This is a genomic window from Neisseria subflava, from assembly GCF_003044645.1.
Lineage (GTDB): Bacteria > Pseudomonadota > Gammaproteobacteria > Burkholderiales > Neisseriaceae > Neisseria > Neisseria subflava_B.
The window spans coordinates 121,739-141,654 of record NZ_POXL01000005.1 but is presented as its reverse complement, the minus strand read 5'-3'; the positions used below and the strand labels follow the sequence as shown (position 1 = coordinate 141,654).

At 49.2% G+C, this 19,916-nt stretch carries 17 protein-coding genes; 8 read left to right on the top strand and 9 right to left on the bottom strand.

What is annotated here, in order from left to right; genetic code table 11:
- Window positions 1-194: 194 nt before the first annotated feature.
- Window positions 195-1,238 carry a LacI family DNA-binding transcriptional regulator gene (locus DBY97_RS07005; protein WP_107857918.1) on the bottom strand — a complete coding sequence of 348 codons (1,044 nt, stop codon included), beginning with the start codon at window positions 1,236-1,238 and terminating at the stop codon, window positions 195-197.
- A gap of 257 nt (window positions 1,239-1,495) precedes the next feature.
- Here DBY97_RS07005 and pgi point away from each other — a divergent pair, with 257 nt between their 5' ends.
- Together pgi and DBY97_RS06995 are read left to right on the top strand one after the other, a co-directional pair.
- Window positions 1,496-3,136, top strand: a complete 1,641-nt coding sequence (gene pgi / locus DBY97_RS07000) for a glucose-6-phosphate isomerase (RefSeq protein WP_107857917.1) — start codon at window positions 1,496-1,498, stop codon at window positions 3,134-3,136.
- Window positions 3,137-3,370: 234 nt separating this feature from the next.
- The gene (locus DBY97_RS06995) at window positions 3,371-4,621 is read left to right on the top strand and encodes an AmpG family muropeptide MFS transporter (RefSeq protein WP_199900746.1); all 1,251 of its coding nucleotides are present in this window, start codon (window positions 3,371-3,373) and stop codon (window positions 4,619-4,621) included.
- Window positions 4,622-4,695: 74 nt separating this feature from the next.
- Here DBY97_RS06995 and hpf read toward each other — a convergent pair whose 3' ends face one another.
- The 7 genes from hpf to DBY97_RS06960 all read right to left on the bottom strand — a co-directional run bounded on the left by hpf (window position 4,696) and on the right by DBY97_RS06960 (window position 10,069).
- Window positions 4,696-5,010: a ribosome hibernation-promoting factor, HPF/YfiA family gene (hpf, locus tag DBY97_RS06990; RefSeq protein ID WP_004518850.1), complete on the bottom strand. Its 315-nt coding sequence runs from the start codon at window positions 5,008-5,010 to the stop codon at window positions 4,696-4,698.
- A 49-nt stretch (window positions 5,011-5,059) separates the two neighbouring features.
- Window positions 5,060-6,415, bottom strand: coding sequence for an RNA polymerase factor sigma-54 (gene rpoN / locus DBY97_RS06985; protein ID WP_107857916.1), 1,356 nt, complete (start codon window positions 6,413-6,415; stop codon window positions 5,060-5,062).
- Between the two features lie 182 nt (window positions 6,416-6,597).
- On the bottom strand, window positions 6,598-7,332 hold the full coding sequence (lptB, locus tag DBY97_RS06980; RefSeq protein WP_003679854.1) for an LPS export ABC transporter ATP-binding protein: 735 nt from the start codon (window positions 7,330-7,332) through the stop codon (window positions 6,598-6,600).
- A 70-nt stretch (window positions 7,333-7,402) separates the two neighbouring features.
- On the bottom strand, window positions 7,403-7,933 hold the full coding sequence (gene lptA, locus DBY97_RS06975) for a lipopolysaccharide transport periplasmic protein LptA (RefSeq protein WP_107723724.1): 531 nt from the start codon (window positions 7,931-7,933) through the stop codon (window positions 7,403-7,405).
- Window positions 7,914-8,495: an LPS export ABC transporter periplasmic protein LptC gene (gene lptC / locus DBY97_RS06970; protein WP_003686789.1), complete on the bottom strand. Its 582-nt coding sequence runs from the start codon at window positions 8,493-8,495 to the stop codon at window positions 7,914-7,916. The genes lptA and lptC overlap by 20 nt, the downstream gene beginning before the upstream one ends.
- Complete coding sequence (locus tag DBY97_RS06965) at window positions 8,492-9,028, bottom strand: KdsC family phosphatase (protein WP_063069321.1); 537 nt, start codon at window positions 9,026-9,028, stop codon at window positions 8,492-8,494. Before DBY97_RS06965 ends, lptC begins: the two co-directional genes overlap by 4 nt.
- Window positions 9,029-9,094: 66 nt before the next feature.
- Window positions 9,095-10,069, bottom strand: coding sequence for a KpsF/GutQ family sugar-phosphate isomerase (locus tag DBY97_RS06960; protein WP_107857915.1), 975 nt, complete (start codon window positions 10,067-10,069; stop codon window positions 9,095-9,097).
- Between the two features lie 134 nt (window positions 10,070-10,203).
- Here DBY97_RS06960 and tal point away from each other — a divergent pair, with 134 nt between their 5' ends.
- The 3 genes from tal to DBY97_RS06945 all read left to right on the top strand — a co-directional run bounded on the left by tal (window position 10,204) and on the right by DBY97_RS06945 (window position 13,274).
- The gene (gene tal / locus DBY97_RS06955; RefSeq protein ID WP_107857914.1) at window positions 10,204-11,259 is read left to right on the top strand and encodes a transaldolase; all 1,056 of its coding nucleotides are present in this window, start codon (window positions 10,204-10,206) and stop codon (window positions 11,257-11,259) included.
- 154 nt (window positions 11,260-11,413) lie between these two features.
- Window positions 11,414-12,301: a tRNA glutamyl-Q(34) synthetase GluQRS gene (gene gluQRS / locus DBY97_RS06950; RefSeq protein ID WP_107857913.1), complete on the top strand. Its 888-nt coding sequence runs from the start codon at window positions 11,414-11,416 to the stop codon at window positions 12,299-12,301.
- Between the two features lie 238 nt (window positions 12,302-12,539).
- Window positions 12,540-13,274 carry a LytR/AlgR family response regulator transcription factor gene (locus DBY97_RS06945; protein ID WP_036493381.1) on the top strand — a complete coding sequence of 245 codons (735 nt, stop codon included), beginning with the start codon at window positions 12,540-12,542 and terminating at the stop codon, window positions 13,272-13,274.
- 274 nt (window positions 13,275-13,548) lie between these two features.
- Here DBY97_RS06945 and pilC read toward each other — a convergent pair whose 3' ends face one another.
- Window positions 13,549-17,028: a PilC family type IV pilus tip adhesin gene (gene pilC, locus DBY97_RS06940; RefSeq protein ID WP_107857912.1), complete on the bottom strand. Its 3,480-nt coding sequence runs from the start codon at window positions 17,026-17,028 to the stop codon at window positions 13,549-13,551.
- A 483-nt stretch (window positions 17,029-17,511) separates the two neighbouring features.
- On the opposite strand from pilC, the gene carA reads away from it, so the two are divergent.
- From carA to DBY97_RS06925, 3 genes are all read left to right on the top strand, one after another.
- The gene (gene carA / locus DBY97_RS06935) at window positions 17,512-18,642 is read left to right on the top strand and encodes a glutamine-hydrolyzing carbamoyl-phosphate synthase small subunit (RefSeq protein ID WP_107857911.1); all 1,131 of its coding nucleotides are present in this window, start codon (window positions 17,512-17,514) and stop codon (window positions 18,640-18,642) included.
- A gap of 141 nt (window positions 18,643-18,783) precedes the next feature.
- Window positions 18,784-19,041 (top strand): SemiSWEET family transporter, encoded by a 258-nt coding sequence (locus DBY97_RS06930; protein WP_016687622.1) that lies wholly within the window; start codon window positions 18,784-18,786, stop codon window positions 19,039-19,041.
- Window positions 19,042-19,152: 111 nt separating this feature from the next.
- Window positions 19,153-19,899, top strand: coding sequence for a DUF1643 domain-containing protein (locus DBY97_RS06925; protein ID WP_159069480.1), 747 nt, complete (start codon window positions 19,153-19,155; stop codon window positions 19,897-19,899).
- Window positions 19,900-19,916 lie beyond the last annotated feature (17 nt).

Below are 19,916 nucleotides of genomic sequence, written 5' to 3'. Positions count from 1 at the left end.
GGCTACTCCTGGGTAATAAACTATGGAAACAACAAACTCCAATTTCAGCGGTATGACGCTTTTATTGTATTTGGGCTGCCTTTTTACTGAGGCAACTCCGTTTTCAGACGGCCTTTATTTTAACCGTTCACATGAATCTTATTTTGATGTGTGTTTGTGTTGTTTAAAGCTTATTATTTTCAGGCCGTCTGAAACTATTTATTAATCACAGACTGACGCCAGATGATTTCCCCAACGACCTTGACTGGCTGAACCGCACCGGCCTGGTGTTCAATGTGTTGAAACAGCAAATCAGCCGCCATCGCGCCCATGCGCAGATACGGCAATTCTGTACTGGTCAACGGCGGAAACAGCGTCTCCGCAATCGCGCTGTGGTTATCATAGCCGGCAACCGAAACTTGCTCGGGAACCCGCACGCCGCGTGTCCTCAAAATCCCGTACACGCGTACTGCCATTTCATCGTTACCACAGCAAATTACCGTCGGCGGAAGCGGCAAAGACAACAGTTTCAAAATAGCCGAAATCAAAGATCCGCTGTCATTGCTGAAGTCAGGATAACCAGTTTGCACCAAATCAGGATCGAAGACAATATCCGCATCAGCCAAAGCATGGCGGTATCCGGCCAATCTCAATCTCGTTGCTTCTACGCCCGGCTGCAAAGTCACATAAGCAATCCGTTTGTGTCCGCTTTGGATAATCCGGCGCACCAAGCCATACTGCCCTGCTTCATCGTCCGGCAAAACTGACGGCGTACCTGCCAAATCAAAACAGTTGACCAACACCATCGGACAACGGTTGGGCACTTCCGGCAGCAATACTTCCTGATGGAAACCGGCCACATATAAAATCCCCTCGGCACGGTGTTCCATAAAGGTACGGATCAGCGGCTCCATCTGACCGGGCTGACCCGGCTTGTTGTCGATGTCGGCAATCATCAAAATCTTGCCTTGTGTGCGAATCTGCTGCTGAATGCCCTTAATCAAGAACATATCCGGAATGCCGTGTCCGCCCGTATTCTCGCCCGTCCGCGAAATGGCGCCGGTAATCAGGCCGACCAAGCCAGAACGGTGGGACCGCATAATCCGCGCCGCAGAAGACGGGATATAGCCCAAAGCGGCAATCGCTGTTTCTACTTTGGAACGGGTTTTATCACTGACCGGCGCATCGCCGTTAATTACCCGGCTGACCGTCTTGGGAGACACCCCGGCATAAGCAGCGACATCATAAATTGTAGCCATATTACGAACCCGCCCCGACAGGATTTCAATAATGTTACATAGGATAACACAGCAGACATCGGTGTCATACCCCCTTTTTTACAGAAACTTGATGATAATCAACCGTTTCTATTGCATTTTGCATACATTTCTTAAACAAAACCGACCCTACCATCTCCCAAAATCTGTCCAAATTTGTTAAACTACAAGCCACTACAAAAAAGCAGGAAATACCTATCTATCCTGCTTATTTTACCGTTACATACTAAGGAAACGAGATGACCGCATACTCAGACGCATGGCAGGCCTTGGAAGCCCATCATGCCGCTACTCAACACGTTACCCTGCGCGAACGCTTCGCCGCAGATGCCGAACGTTTCAATAATATGCACGAAATTCTGCACGGTTTGTTATTTGATTACAGTAAGAACCGTCTAGATGAAAACACCCTTGATTTATTGTGTAAACTGGCCGAAGCAGCCGATTTGCCACAATATATGCAGGCCATGATCAACGGCGAAAAAATCAACACCAGCGAACACCGCGCCGTCCTCCACACCGCCCTGCGCCTGCCGGCCAATGCCAAACCTGTTTACGTTGACGGCGAAAACATCGTGCCCAATGTTCATCATGAACTCAACCGCACCCTCGAATTCGCACGCCAACTCCTAGACGGCACCCACGCAGGCATTACCGGCAAACCCATTACCGACTTGGTTCACATCGGTATCGGCGGCTCCGATTTAGGCCCGCGCATGGCCACACAGGCGCTGCAACCCTATTGGCAAAACATCCGCGTCCACTTTGTCAGCAACTCCGATGATGCAGACCTGACCCAAACCCTTCTCGGCCTCAATCCCGAGACCACCGTATTCAGCATTGCCAGCAAATCGTTCCGCACACCGGAAACCCTGCTCAATGCCTATGCAGCGCGTACTTGGTACCGCGATGCAGGTTTGCCTGATTCTGGCATCTACCGCCACTTCTGCGCCATTTCCGCCGATGTGGCCGCTGCCCAAAACTTCGGCATTTCCCCCGACAAAGTCTTCGCCATGTCCGACTGGGTCGGCGGACGCTATTCCGTCTGGTCGCCTATCGGCCTGCCGCTGATGGTTGCCGTCGGCGAAAAAGCATTCCGCAAAATGCTGGCCGGTGCACACGCGATGGATACCCATTTCTTCGAAACACCATTCCGCCGCAACATTCCCGTTCTGATGGCGCTCATCAATGTTTGGTACAACAACTTCCAACATTCAGACGGCCAAACCGTTGTCCCATACAGCCACAACATGCGCCTCTTTACCCCATGGCTCAACCAGCTCGATATGGAAAGCCTCGGCAAACAGCGTACTTCAGACGGCCAACCCGTTTCCTGCACTACCGGCGGCATTGTCTTTGGTGATGAAGGTGTCAACTGCCAACATGCCTACTTCCAGCTTCTGCACCAAGGCACGCGTCTGATTCCCGTCGACTTTATCGTCCCCATGACCACAATCTACGGCAACCACCGCCAACACCGCTTTACCGTTGCCAACGCCTTCGCACAAGCCGAAGCGCTGATGAAAGGCAAGACCTTAGACGAAGTACAAGTCGAATTGGCCGCCCTGTCCCAAGATGAACGCGACCGCCTTGCACCGCAAAAAGAATTCCCCGGCAACCGTCCGAGCAACAGCCTGCTCATCGACAGCCTGACACCTTTCAACCTCGGCATGCTGATGGCAGCCTACGAACATCGCACCTTTGTTCAGGGCGTGATTTGGCGTATCAACCCCTTCGACCAATGGGGCGTGGAATACGGTAAAGAACTGGCCAAAACCATCGAGCCCGAACTCGAACGCGGCACGCCGGCACACGACAGCTCCACCAACGGTCTGATTGCCTTCTACCGCAACTGCAACGCAGTATCAAAGGCCGTCTGAAAATGAAAATATCCGTAAAATAAGCATATCTGCCTGTCTTACGGACATTTCAAAACCTAATCGGCTTGTTCCAACAAAAGGCCGTCTGAAACTTAATTTGTCAAAGTTTCAGACGGCCTTTTATTATTCAATAAAGATAGCAGAAGTTCATTCGCCATATCCCCCATCTTTGCTACAATATCCCTTTTCTTTTTTATTGATTCCACTATGACCAACGCGCCCCAAACCAGCACTATGCAGCGAATTTTCTCGCGCAAAATGCTGATCTGCATTTTCACAGGCTTCACTTCGGGGTTGCCGCTTTATTTTCTGATCAACCTGATTCCTGCATGGTTGCGCAGCGAACATGTTGATTTGAAAACCATCGGCCTGATGGCACTTATCGGGCTGCCTTTCACTTGGAAATTTATCTGGTCTCCCGTCATTGATTTGGTCAGATTACCTTTTTTAGGACGGCGACGCGGTTGGATGCTGGTTACGCAAATTGGTTTGCTGCTGACCTTGCTCATTTATGCCTTCCTAAATCCTGCTCAGCATTTATATGTAATTATGGGCTTATCGTTGGTGGTCGCCTTTTTCTCTGCCAGCCAAGATATTGTATTGGATGCATTTCGCCGCGAAATTTTGTCAGATGAAGAATTAGGCTTAGGCAACTCTATCCACGTCAATGCCTACCGTATCGCCGCTTTGGTACCCGGCTCGCTCAGCTTGATCTTGGCCGACTTGATGCCTTGGCACAACGTATTCATCATTACTGCACTATTTATGCTGCCCGGTCTGCTGATGACCCTGTTTTTAGCCAAAGAGCCTGACATTCCACCATCTGTGTCGCGTACATTTGCCCAAACGGTTTCCGACCCTTTTAGTGAGTTCTTCTCCCGCAAAGGAATCAAACAGGCCATATTGGTATTGCTGTTTATCTTTCTCTACAAACTGGGCGACAGCATGGCGACTTCCCTGGCAACGCCGTTTTATCTGGACATGGGCTTCAGCAAAACCGACATCGGCCTGATTGCCAAAAATGCCGGCCTGTGGCCTGCTGTCATTGCCGGTATTGTAGGCGGTATTTGGATGATAAAGCTCGGTATCAACAGGGCTTTGTGGGTTTTCGGCGTAGCCCAATGGGTAACGATTCTAGGCTTTGCCTGGCTGGCGGGTTTCGGTAAATTTGAAACCATTACCCTGACGGAACAAATGATGCTTGCCGCCGTGATTGGTGCGGAAGCAGCAGGCGTAGGCTTGGGTACGGCGGCATTTGTCGCCTATATGGCCCGTGAAACCAATCCTGCTTTCACGGCCACACAATTGGCCCTCTTTACCAGCCTGTCAGCTGTTCCCCGTACATTTATCAATGCTTCGGCAGGCTATCTGATTGAAGCGATGGGTTACTTCAATTTCTACTGGCTGTGTTTTGCTTTGGGCATACCCGGCATGTTGCTGCTGTTTAAAGTGGCACCATGGAATGGTCAAAAAGTGAGTAACTAGATTGCCTAGTCTAAAGCTTCTAGCAAAACAAAAGGCCGTCTGAATGTTCAGACGGCCTTTATCACACAAAAGCTTTATTCGGCAGCAGGTTTGACAGTACTGCGGACATCGCCGCTTTTTTCTTTATGTTTCAAAACAGCGCGGTCGAGTTTGTCCATCAAAACATCAATCGCGGCATACATATCCTGTTCGATCGCTTCAACGTGCAAATCTTTGCCTGCCAAATGCACATCGGCTTCGGCTTTCTGGCTGACTTTTTCCACCGAGAGCGTGATGGTCACGGAAATGATGTTGTCGGCGTGGCGACTGATTCGTGCCAACTTGTCGGAAACATAGTTTTTGATGGCTTCGGTAACATCAAAATTCAGACCGGTGATTTTCAGATTCATGATACAGCTCCTTCGGTTGATTAGTCCGTCAAAACGGATCGGAATATATCTACTCGGTAAATTTTCGTTTGTGTGCCGGTGGTATGTCTAATGATTCTCTATATTTAGCAACTGTACGTCTAGCGATTTCAATGCCGCGTTGTTTTAATAATTTGACGAGAGCCTCGTCCGAATAGGGTTTGCTGCTGTCTTCACTTTCAATCAGCTGGCTTAATACGGCTTTGATTGCGCCTTGGCTGAACCCTTCGCCATCATCGTCGGCATTGACTGCCTGTGTGAAGAAATAGCGTAACGCAAACAGGCCGCGCGGGCAAGACAAATATTTCTGGTTGGCGGCGCGCGAAATGGTGCTTTCCGCCAAACCCAATTCGGCGGCGGCATCTTTCATCAGCATGGGCGACAGGCCGATTTCTCCGAAAATGAAAAAATCTTCCTGATTTTTGACGATATACTCGGCAAGGCGGAGGACCGTGCTTTTACGCAGCTCCAAAGAATCAATGCGCTGCTTGGCTTCGCTGATTTTTTCCTTCCACTCCGGTGCGCCCTCCTCCGCTGATTTCATCAGGTCGCAATACTCCTGATTGAGCTGCAGCTTCGGCCAAGCCTCCTCGTTGCTGATGACTTCCCAGCCATCCTTGCCCTCTTTGACCCAAACGTCAGGCTGAATATAAGGCGTAGGCGTGGCAGAGGCGAAACCGTAGGCCGGATAGGGATTGAGCTCGGCAATCATATCGAGCGCGGCTTCTATGGTTTCGCTATCGGTATCTGGATAGAGTTTGCGGAAACGCAGAACGTTTTGTTTGCGGTTTTTGCCTAAGTCTTGAAGCGAACTTTGTACCAAATGCGCGGCCATTTGTCGGGCAGGAGAAGCCGGCAAACGCATCAGCTGCAGCATGAGCGACTCGGTCAAATCCGCCGCCGCCACGCCGGGCGGATCAAAGGTTTGCAATATATCCAGCGCATTTTGCAGGGCTTCTTCGTCCAGCATCCATTCTAACGGCGTGTGGTCGATGATTTCTTCGAGGCTGTCGGTGAGGTAGCCTTGTTCGTCCAAAAAATCAATCAAGACGTGGACATAGGCCGCTTCCACTTGCGAAAGCGGATGCTCGCACACTTGGGCATGCAGATAGTGTTTGAAGTCCTCTTCTTCGGCGATGTTGCTCCAAATATCTTCGGCATCGTCGCCACTCAACTGCTGACCTGCGCGCGGCATGGTGACGGCACGGTTGAGTCCGCTATCGGCAAACTCATCGGTTTCCGGACGCTCAAGCAGAGGATTGTCTAACAACCAGTCTTCCACTTCGCGCTCAAGCTCAAGACCCGACATCTGCAAGATGCGCAGAGACTGCTGCAGCCGCTGGTTGAGCTGCTGGGTCTGTTTGAGTTTAAGGACGAGTGAAGACATAGTGTTTTTTCGAAGTGTATGGATAGTTTTTTAGACGGCCTTTGCACGGAGGGCCGTCTGAAAAACTAGGTTATCGGTATTATATTTGTATTCTTAGTAATTATTTCAATATTTACAGATACCCTCAATTGAAATGAGAGCCTCGTGTGAAACCGGTTTTACGATTGCCGTCAAATATGCATTCAATATTTGAAATTTTCACCCAAGTAAACCGAACGGACTTGTTCATTGTTGACCAAATCATCCGGCTTGCCTGAAGCCAATACCGTACCGTCGCTGATGATGTAGGCACGGTCGCAGATGCTGAGGGTTTCGCGCACGTTGTGGTCGGTAATCAATACGCCGATACCGCGTGATTTGAGGAACTCGATGATTTTCTGAATATCGATGACGGCAATCGGGTCAACGCCGGCAAAAGGTTCGTCCAACAAAATGAAACGCGGCTGCATGGCCAACACGCGCGCGATTTCGACACGGCGGCGTTCGCCACCAGACAAGGACGGCGCAGGGTTGTTGCGCAGGCGCTCGATATTCAAATCTGCCAACAGTTTTTCAAGTTCAGCATCGATGCGGCTTTTGTCCTTCATGCTGATTTCCAAAATGGCGCGGATATTTTGTTCCACGGTCATTTTGCGGAAAATCGAGGCCTCCTGCGGCAGGTAGCCGACGCCGAGGCGGGCGCGTTCGTGAATAGGCAGGTGGCGCAACTCTTGGCCGTCCAGCATCACACTGCCTGCATCGGCGGCAATCAGGCCGACTATCATGTAAAAGCTGGTGGTCTTACCCGCGCCGTTGGGGCCGAGCAGGCCGATGACTTCGCCGCTTTCGATTTCAAGGGAGAAGCTTTTGACGACTTGGCGTTTTTTGAAACTTTTTTGCAGGTTTTGAACCACAAGACGGCTGTTGTTTGCGCTCATATTCTGTTGACTTTCGATATTGACCTCAGGCCGTCTGAACCTTTTTCAGACGGCCTTTTTGTGTGTTTTCTTATTTGTTTTTCTGCGTGCTGGACGGCTGGATGACCACGCTGACGCGGCCGGATTTCGCGGCGGATTTCACACCGGATTTGGCGCTGCCGTTGATGGTGTAAACCTCGGTTTTGGTGTTGTAGGTAATGACCGCACCTTCGGCCACATCGCCGCCGCGCTGTACTTTGGCATTGCCGGTCAGGGTAACCAGACTGGCTGCGGAAGAATACGTTACAGTATTGGCTTGGCCGTTGACCACGCCTTTGCCGCCGTCCAACTCTTGGCTGAATTTGACGGGCGAGCCGGTGGCTTTCATCAACTGCTCGCTTTTGTCGTTGCGCGAAACGGTCACGCTGCCGGCACGGATATTGAGCGTGCCTTGTTTGATGATGACGTTGCCGAAGAAGGTAGTGCTTTGGTTGTTTTGGTCAAGCGAGCCTTGGTCAGCTTCGATTTGAATCGGCTGCTTGCTGTCGCTTTGCAGGGCAAAGGCCGGGCTGGCGGCAAAAACGGCAACAAGGGCTAAGGTTTTACAAATTTTTTGTATCATAAATTGTGGCTTTCACTTTGGAAGGGAAATTCAGCAAACCGGTTTTGTGGTCATAAGTCATGCCGTTTGCCTGACCGCCGGACTGTCCGTATTGGAAAGTAACGGGGCTGTCGGTATGGGCGTATTGCGCTTCGGTATCAACATTCAAACGTTCGGTTTTGACGATGCCGGCCAAACGCTTGGCATCTGCCGCTTTATTTAAGACAACATTCTGTTCAAAAACGACTTTTTTGTTTTGAATATTGTACGCTGCCTTATCGCTGCCGACTTCATACAGCAGGCTGCCGTCGCGGTAAAACGAAAGATGTGGTTTGTCCAAATGCACGTCTGCGCTATTCGGATATTGGACGGCATCGACCGCGCTCAGGTTTTCTTTCAGACGGCCTTCTTGGTCAAAACGTTTGCCGTTGATGCCTTTCATCGAATATTGCGGCTCATTCGGATTGAGGACGACTTCTTCGACCTGCACTTCGCTGATGCGGCCGAGCCACGCCGCCAGTGCGCCGAGTGAAACGGCCAACACCAGCGGAAAGGCGATTCCGTAACGCCATCTGATTTTCATCGTACATACTCTTTCAAAGCAGGTTCAAGCGTACCTTGCGCCTGCATAATCAAATCGCACACTTCACGCACCGCACCTGCGCCGCCGGATCGTCGGGTTACATAATGGGCGTATTGCAAAGTAAACCAATGCGCCTCAGGAACGGCGACCGCCAATCCGCAACGCACCATCACGGGCAAATCGACAACATCGTCGCCGACAAAGGCGCACTCATGCTCCTCCACACCGGCCTGTTCGCGTAATTGGGCGTAGGCGGCACGTTTGTCGTGAATGCCTTTGAAGTAATAGTTGATACCGAGCTGCTTCACGCGGATACCGACGGAAGGCGCATCGCGGCCGGTAATAATCGCCGTTTGCACGCCGCCGGCCTGAAGCATTTTCAAACCATGTCCGTCCAAAGTGTGGAACGATTTGATTTCTTCGCCGTTGTCGCGGATAAAAATACGGCCGTCAGTCAAAACGCCATCCACATCCAGTATCAGCAGTTTGATACCTAAAGCGCGTTGTTGCAGGTCGGAAGAGAGGTTTTGCATAAGGTTTCCTTATTTCAGACGGCCTATTCTAGCATAAGGCCGTCTGAAAACGTTTTTGCCGTCGATTCAGACAATTCGTGCCATCAATAAATCGTGCATGTTCAAAGCGCCAATCAGTACGCCGTTTTCTTCGACCACCAGCAAACCATTCACATGGCCGCTTTGCATAGCTTTCAAAGCTTCAGTGGCAAGGCGGTCGGCAGAGATGGTTTTCGGCGAAACGTGCATAATATCGTCCACTTTCAAACCGGCAAAGCTGTCGCGTTCTTGAAACAGACGGCGCAAGTCGCCATCGGTAAATACGCCTTTCAGACGGCCTTCGGCATCGGTTACCGCCAACATGCCCAAACCTTTTTCACTCATGCGGACAATGGCCTCTTTCAACGGCGTGCCCAACAAAACGGCAGGCAGGGCTTCTTCTTTGTGCATGATATCCGCCACGCGCAGCAACAGGCGTTTGCCCAAGCTGCCGGCCGGATGGCTTAAAGCAAAATCATCCGGCGTAAACGCACGCGCCTGCAGCAATACCACCGCCAGCGCATCACCCAACGCCATCACGGCGGTCGTACTGGAAGTCGGCGCAAGGCCGAGCGGGCAGGCTTCTTTGGAAACCGCCGCGGTAATATGGATATCGGCATGACGCGCCATGGTCGAAGTCGGATGGGCAGTGATACAAATAAGCGTGATGTTTTTACGTTTCAACGCCGGAATAATCGCCGCAATTTCATCACTTTCGCCGGAATTGGAAATGGCAACCACGACATCGTGGTCCACAATCATGCCCAAATCGCCGTGCGCCGCTTCGGCCGGATGGACGAAAAACGCAGGCGTGCCGGTGGAAGCCATGGTTGCCGCCATTTTGCGGCCGATGTGTCCGGACTTGCCCATGCCGGTAATGACGACCCTGCCCTTGCAGTGCAACAACGCTTCCGCCGCACGGACAAAATCATGATCCAAAGCCGCCGCAATTTCACGCAAACCTTCGGCTTCCGTATCCAATACATCGCGCGCCCAGTCGAGATAAAGTGTGTTTTCCGCCATCAAAGCTACCTTTCGTGCTTGAATTTAGGTTTGTTTTGCCCAAATTAATCGGCTGTAAACTGTTCAAATTCATCGAATCGGCGTAGCATTACCGCCACTTCACAAACAAACCTATTATGTAAAAGGAATCAGAGATGACTATTTTATCGGACGTTAAAGCATTAGGACAACAAATCTGGTTGGACAATCTCTCCCGTTCGCTGGTACAAAGCGGCGAATTGGCAGAAATGCTGAAGCAAGGTGTGTGTGGCGTAACTTCCAATCCTGCCATTTTTCAAAAAGCCTTTGCCGGAGACGCTCTGTACGCCGATGAAGTAGCCGCGCTTAAACAGCAGGACCTGACCCCGAAACAACGCTACGAAACCATGGCGGTTGCCGACGTACAAGCCGCCTGCGACGTGTGCCTTGCCGAACATGAATCCACCGGCGGCAAAACCGGCTTCGTCAGCCTCGAAGTTTCGCCTGAATTATCCAAAGACGCACAAGGCACGGTTGAAGAAGCGCGCCGCCTGCACGCCGCCATCGGCCGCAAAAATGCCATGATTAAAGTACCGGCAACCGACGAAGGCATCGAAGCACTCGAAACCCTCGTTTCAGACGGCATCAGCGTCAACCTGACCCTGCTTTTCTCCCGAGCCCAAACCCTCAAAGCCTATGCAGCCTACACGCGCGGCATTGCCAAACGTTTGGAGGCAGGACACGACGTTTCCCGTATCCAAGTTGTCGCCAGCTTCTTTATTTCCCGTGTCGATGCCGCATTGGACGCCACCCTGCCTGACCACCTCAAAGGCAAAATCGCCATTGCGCTGGCCAAAGCCGCCTATCAAGATTGGGCGCAATACTTCGGTAGCAGCGAATTTGCCGTACTTGCCGAAAAAGGTGCCAACCGCGTACAACTTCTGTGGGCATCTACCGGCGTGAAAAACCCTGCCTATCCTGACACTTTGTACGTTGACAGCCTGATTGGCGCCCATACCGTCAACACCGTTCCCGATGCGACACTCAAAGCCTTTATCGACCACGGCACCGCCAAAGCCACTTTGACCGAAGGTGTGGACGAAGCCCAAGCGCAGCTTGCCGAAACCGCGAAACTCGGCATTGATGTCGAAACTTTGGCAACGCGTTTGCAGGAAGACGGTTTGAAACAATTTGAAGACGCTTTCGCCAAACTGCTTGCTCCATTGGCTTAAGCGGATTGAACGGACGACCGATTGAAACTTAAATCATTTTGAAAAGTCTCAGGCCGTCTGAAACCCAAATTCGGGCGTGTACGGCACGCCCTTTTCTATCACGATTTGAACACCGTGCAGGCATACTGTCCCTGCCCTACAAAACCACCCTGCCATGTATATAGGACGTTTCGCCCCCAGCCCTACCGGCCTGCTTCATATCGGCTCCCTACTGACCGCCGTCGCCTCCTATGCCGACGCACGCGCTCATCAGGGCAAATGGCTGGTCCGCATTGAAGACCTTGATCCTCCACGCGAAATGCCCGGCGCTACCGCCGACATTTTGCGCACGCTTGAGGCTTTCGGCTTTGAGTGGGACGGCGAAGTCGCCTATCAAAGCCGCCGTTACGACCTATATCAAGACACCCTCGACCGCCTCAAAGCGGACGGGCTGGTGTATCCCTGCTATTGCAGCCGCAAAGACTGGCAGGCGGCGGCAACACATGGCGCAGACGGATTTGTGTATAACGGCCGTTGCCGCAATCCTCAGCAAAGACCCGACACGCAAAACAAAACTCCGGCATGGCGCATTCAAGTTCCCGATCGCGTGATCGGTTTTTCAGACGGCATTGTCGGACATTACGCACAAAATCTGGCGCACGACATCGGCGATTTCGTCCTGCTTCGTGCCGACGGCTATTGGGCATATCAGCTTGCCGTGGTTGCCGACGATGCCGATCAAGGAATAACGCATATTGTCCGCGGTCAGGACTTGCTCGTTTCCACGCCGCGCCAAATCTATCTGCAACAATACCTCGGCGTGCCCACACCGGCCTACGCCCACCTTCCCCTATTGACCAACAACCAAGGGCAAAAATGGTCGAAACAAACCCTTGCCCCGGCTTTGGATTTGAATCAAAAAGAACAACTTCTACGCCAAGTCCTAACCTATCTCAACCTACCCGATGCACCTGCTGTGAACAGTCCGCAAGAATTGCTCGATTGGGCGGTAGCGCACTGGCAAATGGGCAAAATCCCAAAATCGTCCATTATCACGGACTGAATTAGCACGATTACAACAAAATTACTCTAGGTATTACAATATTTCATAAAATTATGTAAGTAATCTTCCGATTCATCCCAAACTATGCCCAAGAAGCGAAAAATCATGTATATTTCAAAAATTTCCTAAAATTGTCACAAACTGATAATTTCAAGGTTGTAACAACATACGGCTGACGCGTTATTGAGGATGACAAAGCGCGGCAGATCTCCCACGATACGACAAAAAGAATACCGCTATGCCAAGTGCCATTATTGTAGAAGACGAAGTATTAGCAGCAGAACGCTTACGTGTATTATTGGAAGAGTGCAATGTCGTACTGCTCAACGTCTTTCACCATGCCATGCCAGCATTGGAGTGGCTAAGCGTCCACGAAGTCGACATCGTCTTTGCCGACATCGGCATGCCGGAAATCGACGGTCTCGAATTTGTCGAACGCATTAAGCGTACCGCCAAACGCCAGCCGGAAATTGTATTCACCACAGCCTATGAAGAACACGCCCTGCGCGCCTTTGAGCTGGCTGCCGCAGACTATCTGCTCAAACCAATCAAAATGACCCGCCTGCAAACCGCGCTTGACCGCATCATCGAGAAAAACCGCGAAAAAGCAGACAGTTTCACCCATTTCAAAGTGTACAACCGCGAACGCATGGTCGAAATCCCATGGCAACAGGCGCGTTACCTGATGGCGGAACACAAAACCGTCTATCTGTTTACCGGCGACGGCCACAGCTACGAATTACCGAAGACCTTGGTTTACTGGGAAGAATTGCTGGGCGACAAAGTCATCCGCATCCACCGCAATGCCCTCGTCTTCCGCCACACCCTCGACAGCCTGATTCGACTGGACGATGACGAAAACGACGAATCCGCATCCACATGGGGCGCAAAAATTCTCGATATTCCAACCCCGCTACCAGTCAGCCGCCGACAACTGTCCACCCTGCGGAAAATCATTAAAAACAGCATCTAAATGCACTCCTTGATTAGCTCTTTTTAAATCAAAGGCCGTCTGAAAAGATATTTTCAGACGGCCTTTTAACTTCTCAGTCCAATAACAGAAGGTAGAAAAAGAAACGGACCAGAGCTTGTCGTTTAGCTTTATCCAAACTCTCAATTTGATCAAACCTTGTTACATCCATAAACAAGGTTTTCCATTTTTTAATCCAGTATCTCTCAATTACTACCACTCAACAGAAAAGGCCGTCTGAAACATTCAGACGGCCTCGATATCCAAGCCTTACCGATTAAAAGAACAATTCACGCCAGCTGATGCGTTTGAGTCCGCATGTACGGCCTTGTACTTCCAGGCTGACCAATTGGTTAGACAAGAGACTGCGATCGCCTTTGGTTGCAAAACATTTATTGTTTGGCACGCTCGGCGTAGCATTCAACTCCTTATCCGTACCCGTGCCGCCGCTATCGCCATCGGCAGTTACCGGAGAATCGTCAGCTTTGCTGGAATTCATATAAGTAAAGTTGATAACGCCATCAAAAGTCATACCGTTGGCGTAATAAATCTGACCATTATTTTCACGTTTGATAATAAATGTGCGATCTTTGCTGGAGATACGCGCATCACGCAAGCCCAAACGGCCACCATTTTCGGCATTTACACCCAGAATAATCGTTTTCGCTGTCGTTTGTGTGGACGTACTGTCCGGCAAGCAAACATCTGTACTGGAAGAATTAGTGCTAACTATTTTGCTTTCATACTTACGGATGGTCACAACGGCTGTACGCAAAATCATCGTCGGCTTGACAGTCACACGTTCATTCGGATCTAAAGTCAGACTCCAGCCTTTTTTGCCTTCACCAACCTTATTGTCGCTGACATAAATGTGTTCGCCTTCACTTTCTCTGGTTTGCTGTTCCAACTCACTACTTTTCGCCAAAACCGCATCAGTAGACACATCATCGTAAATACCGTAAACGGCATTGATTTGACCGTTGGTATTGGTCAATTCATTCTGATAAATCTCGCTACCCGTACCAAAAATGACGACATACTTGTCTTTACCGCGACGTGATACCGCAGGCGCAGACGTAATCGGTTGATTACCCGAGCCTTGGAAAATCATTTGCACCGACCATTCAGACTCGGTTTTACCTCTCAAGTCGAAGCGGAACATATTGCCGTAACGGTCGCCTGCATAGGCAATATCGACAATGCCGTCAAAATCGGTATCCACCAAAGTGGGGGTAGAGAGGCCACCTTTACCATTCGGCGCAAGAATTTTAGCCAAGAGCTTACCGGCACTAGAAACATTTTTACCGGTATCTTGCGTACCAGCTTCTTTACCCGTCATATCATAGACATACAAGGCCGTTTCATTATCGGCACTGTTCACATCTTCAGTACGGTAGCCGCTGGCCAAGAAGCCTGCATAACGTACATCAGATTCCAGATTAACCGGAGTAGCATTGCGTTTAATGGAAACACGGCCGATTTGTGTCGAACCAATGGTGTAACCCAGCTTATTGCCAGAGCCTTTTTCTGTTTCAAACAAAGGTACAGTCGTATTCCAACCACTACGATCACTGTTCGCTACTGCACCGATATTCAACGCATACGCACCGCGTCCACCTTGGCCCATCGCACCAAACATAAAGGTTTGCTTATCAGGTGTTTGGCGGAGAACAAAGCCACCATTGACCATATAGCGGTGCGGCGTGCTGGAGCCGTAACCATCGCGTGCAATATCTTTCAGAACCTTGCCCAAAGTTGTTGCTTGACCGTTCTCGTCCTCGCGCTCCATACCTGCCGGAATATAGCTGAGTTTCAAGTCATAAGGATTGCTAGGCGTACCATTACGGAAAATATGTACCATGCCGTCATTGGCAGCAGCGACCAAAAACTCTTGACGGTTGTCGCGCTTATCGCCAATAGCTGCAACCGAACCGTCTAAAATATCGCCCAAATTGCGCTCATCTTTACTTGCGTCAGCTGGATCAGTGGGACGAATTCGATAAGACTGACTATAACCTTTTGTCTCTGCATCCGCTTTAATGGCTGCATCCGCTTTAATGGCTTCATTACTACCTGCTCGGCCAGTCCATTTCAGCAATGCATTTTTCCATTCCAACTTATCTTTCGCACTGCCGTCTGAAATGCCAAAATCGGCATTTGAAGCCTCATTATCAACTCTATCGATGAAATAGGTTTTACTGCCGTCCTTAACCAAAGTGAGGCGATTATTAAATGATGGCTGAACAAACTCGGTCGTATTGATAGGCGTACCATCGCGGTTTAATTTATAAAACCGCAACTGACTGCTCCAAGAGCCGGTATTCAAATGAACCGTTGCCGCCATATTGGGAATACCTGTACTGGTCGTTGCCGGTGCAGTTGAAGATACTCCTTCAAATTTCGTATTCTTGCTGTCATTTTCAATATTGTCGACAATGGTCTTGAAAGCATCGAGCAACTTTTCAGGTTTTGAGGCATTAAAATACCATTCTGGGCGACTGGCGCCCTTTTCCAGATATTCTCTCCCGACTTTAGAAACTCCCTCACCAAAGCCCACGGTAAAAGTCTGAACCAATTGCTTGCTATAATCTACGCCTTTAGGATCGCTTGGATCACCATCCCAGCTCTTGCCTGCAGCATCTTTGCCATCTTTTTCTGTTTTGATGTCTTTTTCTGCCAAAGTCTGACTGAAGAAACGCATACCGCGTTTCTCATTACCATAGTTTCTATCCCAAATAGGAACAATGATTTCGCCGCTACCTATCCACATTCGCCTACGATAATAATCGCTATACCCGAATTTATAATCGGTATATTGGCACATCACTTTTTTTTCATGCTCCGGGATATGGGCATCATATTGATAAAGTGGCAGGTCAAAGTATCCACTAAAGCCATGGCCATCGTTGAAAAATTCACCTTTTCCATATTTATCGTCATAAGCCTTCGCTGCAGACGGCTCGAAATATTGGTATGCAGGCGTATCCGCGCTATGTTCGATGGCTCGGTAGTAGTTTGAATAGTAATAATCTCGATCGTAGTTGAAGCTGGTATTGCGCGATAAGCGAGGATCCTCACCGGCACCCTGATTGCTACAACTCATATTGGCATCACCATCAGATACCACAACAACATAAGATTTTTGACAACGGTATTTAATATTTGGGATAACGAAATTTTTGACAACTTCATAATAACGGCGCGTTGTCGGCGTACCTTGATAAGCCAGCATTTCATCTACTTTTTTACTGACATATTCCCAGTTTCGACCGGCAGAACCATCCGTAAAGCCTTCAGAATCCTTCATATCACCTTTGGTATCATCGGGTCTAGGCAGTTCTGTATATGCGTAAATAGCATTATTCTCTTGCCTTTTTTTCTCATCCCATTTCCAATACCGAGGATTATTGTGTAAAGTCTGCAAGCCCCAGTTAAACTGATCTTTATATTGCGCCAAAACCTGCTTTAATGCCGATTTTGCAATGTTGATTTTTTTTTGCTCATCACGGACATGATAATCACCCTTTGCATCAGCCAACATACTGCCTGAGTCATCAATCAAAAACATAATATTGTGTTTGACTTTGGGTTGACCGCTGACGTCGGTTTTGTTTTGCAGGTAAAAAGGAGTTTGGGCAAATTGCTGCGTATTTGCCTGAACGGAAATACTGATGAGTGCTAAAGCGGAAGCTACGCTTGCATGAATGAGGCGATGGCGGCCTGATGGAGCGTTTTGTATAATGTGTTCTTTTTTCATCGGATAATCTCAGCTAAAAATGACGTTGTTTTTATTTTTTATGAGGTTACGATTCTAGCATAAACAGCCTGTTTCATGTTTGATTCGGCTGAATTTCCCTACACCTGCATTTCAAACACAACAAAAATGAAACAATCTGCCTGCTCAGTTTTCAGACGGCCTGACTGGATATTTAGTTCAATCCTTACTCATCAAGCATTCCAAAAGCAAGGGACTGTACCGTAAAGATAAAACGTTTTTAAATTATCGATTATTTGCTCTACGCTTGAAATTCCTATTACTTTGACTTAAAATACATTGCTTCTACGGCATAGACCGCTATGTCTGAAAAAGCACGTTACACAGCAAAATCAAAGCTGCGGAGCGTGTTTTTTTTTAGCCGAGATTTCCGAAGGCTGTCTTTTTTGTAAACAATTTTTATTTTTCAGACGGCCTGACCCATTTTTTTCGAACCGACCATCATCAGGCAAACAGGATTCCATCATGACCACTCCGGCTCTTCTCGTTCTCGCTGACGGCAGCGTATTCCACGGCACATCAATCGGTTACGAAGGTTCGACTTCCGGCGAAGTCGTGTTCAACACTTCCATGACCGGCTATCAGGAAATCCTGACCGACCCTTCCTACTGCAAACAAATCGTTACCCTCACCTACCCACACATCGGCAACACCGGCACCAACACCGAAGACGAAGAAAGCCGCAGCGTTTACGCCTCCGGTTTGATTATCCGCGACCTGCCGCTCTTGCACAGCAACTTCCGCGCATCCGAAAGCCTGCACGACTATTTGGTACGCAACAAAACCGTCGCCATCGCCGACATCGATACCCGCCGCCTGACCACCCTGTTGCGTGAAAAAGGTTCACAAGGCGGTGCAATCTTGACCGGTGCAGATGCCACCGTTGAAAAAGCGCAAGAACTGATTGCCGCATTCGGCAGCATGGTCGGCAAAGACTTGGCAAAAGAAGTTTCCTGCACAGAAACTTACGAATGGACCGAAGGCGAATGGGAATTAGGCAAAGGTTTCGTTACACCTACCGAACAGCCTTACCACGTCGTCGCCTACGATTTCGGCGTCAAAACCAACATCCTGCGCATGCTCGCCTCACGCGGCTGCCGCCTGACCGTCGTTCCGGCTCAAACTAGCGCGGAAGAAGTATTGGCACTCAATCCTGACGGCGTATTCCTGTCCAACGGCCCCGGCGACCCCGAGCCTTGCGACTACGCCATCAAAGCTGTACAAAAACTGATGGAAAGCGGCAAACCGATTTTCGGCATTTGTTTGGGACACCAGCTGATCAGTCTCGCCATCGGTGCGAAAACCCTGAAAATGCGCTTCAGCCATCACGGTGCCAACCACCCCGTACAAGATTTGGACAGCGGCAAAGTCGTCATCACCAGCCAAAACCACGGTTTCGCCGTCGATGCCGACACCCTGCCTGCCAACGCACGCATTACCCACAAATCCTTGTTCGACAACACTTTGCAAGGCATCGAACTGACAGACAAACCCGTGTTCTGCTTCCAAGGCCACCCCGAAGCCAGCCCGGGTCCGCAAGACGTCGGTTATCTGTTCGACAAATTCATTGACAATATCAAAGCAGCAAAACAATAAAGCTGATTTTTTCAGACGGCCACACTCAACTCAACAACAGGCCGTCTGAAAACCAAACCTCAAAAAATATAAATTCAGGTACACACTCTCTCAACATCTACACAGTCTGAAACCCAACCCTCTAATCAGAAAGGAAAAACCATGACAGAAAAGCAAATGCGCATTCTATCCGTCGTCGCCACCCTGACCGCCGTCGGTATGTACGTTTCCTATATCCCACAAATCCAAAACAACCTTGCCGGCAACCCCGGCTCGCCGCTGCAACCCCTCGTCGCCGCCATCAACTGCACATTATGGGTTGCCTACGGCTTTTTGAAAGAAAAACGCGACTACCCCGTCATGCTGGCAAACGCACCCGGTATCATTTTGGGCTTGATTACATTTATCACTAGTTTTTAAGGAAATTTTCAGACGGCCTGTGCAACATAAAAACGCAAAAGGTCGTCTGAAAAAGAGTCACCAAAATATCAACGGTAGGAATTTTTCAGGTAGCTTTTTATCGAAAGGCAGATGGAACAAACGCCGCGAGCGTTTTTTCAGACGGCCTTTGAATCCATCGGTAGGGTGTGTACCGCCAGGCACGCACGCGGTGGGTTGGGATTGCAGGGAAATGAAGAACGCGTGCGTACCGCACGCACCCTACATGCGGGCTATGGCTTACTATACATTAAACAGGAGCAAATAATGAATCCGATAATGGGCGGTAACATCTATTCTGCGACACTGGATGGCTGGGAAATTTCTTGGGAAAGCCAAAAAGAATATCGACACTGGTGTATTCAGAAAAAATCAAATAATAACAGAACATTGTTAGTCATTATGTTCAACCCAGGGAGCTTGAGTGGCGATGGGAGAAATTTATCTGGAGATACAACTCTTCGTATACTTCGTGAAGTATGTGGCAATGCAGGATTTAATCAGGTAATTCTAAATCTTTTTGATTACGCAAATCCCCAAACCGCACCTTTGTTCTCAAATTGGGAGAAACGTGATTTAAATAGCAACCTGATATTTGAACATCTTTCTGAATTTAAATACGATAATTATATTATGGCATATGGAAGCTATCAGTCAGATCTATTATATGAGAAGGATATTTTGGAGCGTATCAATTTAATACAAAACATGCTAAAAAAAGATAAAGAGATTGAGTTGCCAAGAAATCAAAATGGAACACCTAAACATCCAACTGTATGGCAGCGACAAAAATTAAAACCCGATATTACTAGAATATTATCTAAGTATAGAGAAAATTAACTGAAATCATAGAGAGT